A 241-nucleotide genomic window follows, 5' to 3' on the forward strand; every position below is an offset into this window, starting at 1 on the left:
CCCCCTTTGGCGAGGGTGTCATTTATCGCATCCGCCAAGATGAGCTGCTCCTTTCTTGGCCTCATCGCAAGGGGATTCAGATAGACGTCCATCATGTGCTCACTTTCTTCCGAGGTAAGCTGGTGATTGACGTAGAGCTCCTTTTCGATCCCAGCGCTCAAAATATAAAAAAAGCAGTAGCCCCTCAGGCTGTTTATGCTCTCGCATCAGCGTTCTTATTTTGGCGCTGACTTGCTGGGGG

At 51.0% G+C, this 241-nt stretch carries 1 protein-coding gene; it reads left to right on the forward strand.

The window, feature by feature from the left end; genetic code table 11:
* Positions 1-230 (forward strand): hypothetical protein (locus BHE89_RS24205; protein WP_216080972.1); only part of this gene is annotated, 230 nt, incomplete at its 5' end.
* Between the last annotated feature and the right edge of the window lie 11 nt (positions 231-241).

The sequence above is a fragment of the Shigella sp. FC1967 genome (genome assembly GCF_001743005.1).
GTDB lineage: Bacteria > Pseudomonadota > Gammaproteobacteria > Enterobacterales > Enterobacteriaceae > Proteus.